This is a genomic window from Planktotalea frisia (genome assembly GCF_001890925.1).
In the GTDB taxonomy this organism is placed as follows: Bacteria; Pseudomonadota; Alphaproteobacteria; order Rhodobacterales; family Rhodobacteraceae; genus Planktotalea; species Planktotalea frisia.
The window spans coordinates 1-2,881 of record NZ_MLCB01000103.1; the positions used below are offsets into that span (position 1 = coordinate 1).

Genomic DNA, 2,881 nt, shown 5'->3' on the forward strand with positions numbered 1-2,881 from the left:
CGGATCATGCGGTTAGCTGAATCGTTCTACGGTCAGACGTCAACCCGTCAAAAGTCGGGTGCTCGAGGACTCTGTGTATAAGCATCGTTAAGTCCCCTCGTTAGCCAATGGTGCTGAACCATGGAATATTCTCCAGCATCCATTGCCCAATTATATTGATAGTGTTGGTCGCAATCAGAACGCCAAAAACGATAAGGAGCGCCCCCATAAGTTTTTCAATAAGCCCCAAATGACGGCGAAACCGCGCCATGAACTTCATGAAGGGCCCGATAAAGAGCGCTGCAATCACAAAGGGCAACGTCATCCCGACCCCATAGGCAAAGAGCAGCACCGCGCCCTGCCCTGCACTTTCTTGACCGGCGGCGGTAAAAAGGATCGCAGCCAGCACAGGGCCAACGCAAGGTGTCCAGCCAAACGCAAAGGCAAGGCCGATCACATATGCGCCAAGAAAGCCCACATTCGTTGTGCTGCCTGCATCCGCACGAAACTGACGATACAGAATGCCAATCTTGAGCACGCCTAAAAAGTGCAATCCCATGGCGATAATGATCGCCGCAGCAATCCAGCGCAAAATATCAAAGTACTCGCGCACCATTTGACCAAAGACCGTCGCCGTCGCGCCAAGCCCCATAAAGACAGTGATCACACCAAGCGCAAAACAACACGCTGCAAGGAAAGCGCGCATGCGCACTTGTGGCGATACTTCTGCGTCCGCTGCGATCTGGTTCATCCCGACGCCCGCAAGATAGCTTAGGTAAAACGGTACGATTGGCAGAATGCAGGGGGACAGAAACGACAAGAGCCCTGCGAAAGCTGCACCAAAGAAAGAAATGTCAAACATTGGTGCGCAGGCCTTTTACTTGAAACATTCAAAAATTAGATTATGTAAGAATTATGAATTCGTCAACAAGGCGGTGATCCCCGTGCTTAAAGCAGCTCTCGCGAGCCTCATGTTAATGGCTCCGCTTCCTGTGCTCGCAGACACGTATCTGCTCATGGCCGAAGAAGACGGCTGTTTTTGGTGTGCCAAATGGAACAAAGACATCGCCCACATTTATCCTAAAACAGCCGAAGGCAAAGCAGCACCGCTTAGACGGTATGATCTGCACAGCGAAACGCCAGATGTCGAATTTGCGCGCCGTGTGCACTACACACCCACTTTTATACTGGTTGAAGACGGCAAAGAACGCGATCGCATCGAGGGCTATCCCGGCGAAGACTTCTTTTGGAGTTTGCTTTCTATGATGCTCACCCGCGCTGAAATTTCCTTGGAAGAGGCAAGTTAATCTACTATGACGCCCAATATGACAACCCAAGTTGACACGCCGCCGATCTCGCGCCTGCCCGTATTTGACAAGAATATGTGTGCTGCAGATTTGGATAAAATGATGACCAACGCACAGTTGGCGTCCAACTTTCTAAAGGCGATCAGCCATGAAGGCCGATTGATGATCTTGTGTCATCTGGCCTCTGGCGAAAAGTCGGTGACAGAACTCGAGGAATTGCTTTCGTCACGTCAGGCCGCCGTCTCTCAGCAATTGTCACGATTGCGCCTAGAGGGTCTTGTCACCCCGCGCCGCGAAGGCAAAACGATATACTACAGCCTTACAGATGAGCGCCCAAAACAGATCATGGAAGTCGTCTACGATCTGTTTTGTCGCGACGATTAACCAAGGACTGAGCCAGAATTTGGCAAAGGGGGACGCCAAGTGTTGGAGTATGTCGCAGAAGCCAACCTCGCAGCACTTATCGGTTTGCTTGGTGGCATTGCATTAGGACTTGCCGCCAGAATGGGCCGTTTTTGCACCCTTGGCGCGATTGAAGACTATCTGTACGGCGGCGACGACAAACGCTTGCGCATGTGGGGAATTGCCCTTGGCGTTGCAATCTTTGGCACTCATATCGCCAGCTCTTTTGGCAGTTTTGATCCGGCCTTATCGGCCTATCTTGATCGAAATTGGAACCCCGCAGGAACGATCATCGGTGGACTAATGTTCGGCTATGGCATGGCGCTCAGTGGGAACTGTGGTTACGGCGCGCTGGCGCGGCTTGGCGGCGGTGATCTGCGCTCTTTCGTGATTGTAATCGTAATGGGGCTATCGGCCTATTTCGTCATGTCCGGCCCTCTCGCACATATCCGCGTTTGGGCTTTCCCTGTCGAGATGGGTGCTAGCACTCCTCAAGGGTTCACCCAATTGCTCGAACGCGCAGGCGTGCCCGCGCTTTTAACCGGTCTGCTTTTCGGCAGTGCGCTTTTGATTTTTGCTCTTTGGAACAAAGAGATGCGCCGATCCCCCTCACATATATTCTGGGGGACTATTGTCGGACTTGCGGTGCTCTCCGGCTGGCTCGGCACGCATTGGATTGCTGAAAACGGCTTTGCGGTTGAAGCCATCGAAACACATTCTTTTGCCGCGCCGATCGGCGATACAATCTATTACGCTATGACCGCTTCGGGAAACACGCTCTCGTTCAGTGTTGGCTCTATCGTTGGCGTTGTGGTCGGCGCGATCCTCGGGTCTTATTCCAAAGGGCATTTTCGCTGGGAAGCGTGCGAGGATCCGCGCGAACTGCGTCGCCAATTACTCGGCGCTTCGCTTATGGGACCAGGCGCGGTGCTCGCTGTAGGGTGCAGCGTCGGCCAAGGGATTTCCGCCTTTTCTGTGCTCGCCTTCAGCGCGCCGGTTGCTTTAATCGCAATCTTCATTGGCGCTGCGTTTGGCTTGAAACAGCTGATCACGGGGTTTGCACCTGTTCAATAGGTGCAATTTGCCCCAAGAAATCAACGCAACGTATTGATATATACACAGAGTCCTCGAGCACCCGACTTTTGACGGGTTGACGTCTGACCGTAGAACGATTCAGCTAACCGCATGATCCG

4 protein-coding genes are annotated in these 2,881 nt (G+C 52.8%); 3 read left to right on the forward strand and 1 reads right to left on the reverse strand.

The features are described from left to right. Positions 1-100: 100 nt before the first annotated feature. The gene (locus PFRI_RS07140) at positions 101-841 is read right to left on the reverse strand and encodes a cytochrome c biogenesis CcdA family protein (protein ID WP_072630017.1); all 741 of its coding nucleotides are present in this window, start codon (positions 839-841) and stop codon (positions 101-103) included. A 109-nt stretch (positions 842-950) separates the two neighbouring features. Here PFRI_RS07140 and PFRI_RS07145 point away from each other — a divergent pair, with 109 nt between their 5' ends. From PFRI_RS07145 to PFRI_RS07155, 3 genes are read left to right on the forward strand one after another with little or no spacing between them, the layout of a single operon-like run. Next, positions 951-1,286, forward strand: a complete 336-nt coding sequence (locus PFRI_RS07145) for a thioredoxin fold domain-containing protein (RefSeq protein ID WP_072630018.1) — start codon at positions 951-953, stop codon at positions 1,284-1,286. 18 nt (positions 1,287-1,304) lie between these two features. Beyond that, complete coding sequence (locus PFRI_RS07150; RefSeq protein WP_072630020.1) at positions 1,305-1,670, forward strand: ArsR/SmtB family transcription factor; 366 nt, start codon at positions 1,305-1,307, stop codon at positions 1,668-1,670. Positions 1,671-1,709: 39 nt separating this feature from the next. Then, the gene (locus tag PFRI_RS07155; protein ID WP_072630019.1) at positions 1,710-2,762 is read left to right on the forward strand and encodes a YeeE/YedE family protein; all 1,053 of its coding nucleotides are present in this window, start codon (positions 1,710-1,712) and stop codon (positions 2,760-2,762) included. Positions 2,763-2,881: the final 119 nt, after the last annotated feature.

Excerpts from the sequence above, each read along its gene's own strand:
- PFRI_RS07140 (WP_072630017.1), bottom strand. The coding sequence starts at position 841 with ATGTTTGACATTTCTTTCTTTGGTGCAGCTTTCGCAGGGCTCTTGTCG.
- PFRI_RS07145 (WP_072630018.1), top strand. The coding sequence starts at position 951 with ATGTTAATGGCTCCGCTTCCTGTGCTCGCAGACACGTATCTGCTCATG.
- PFRI_RS07150 (WP_072630020.1), top strand. The coding sequence starts at position 1,305 with ATGACAACCCAAGTTGACACGCCGCCGATCTCGCGCCTGCCCGTATTT.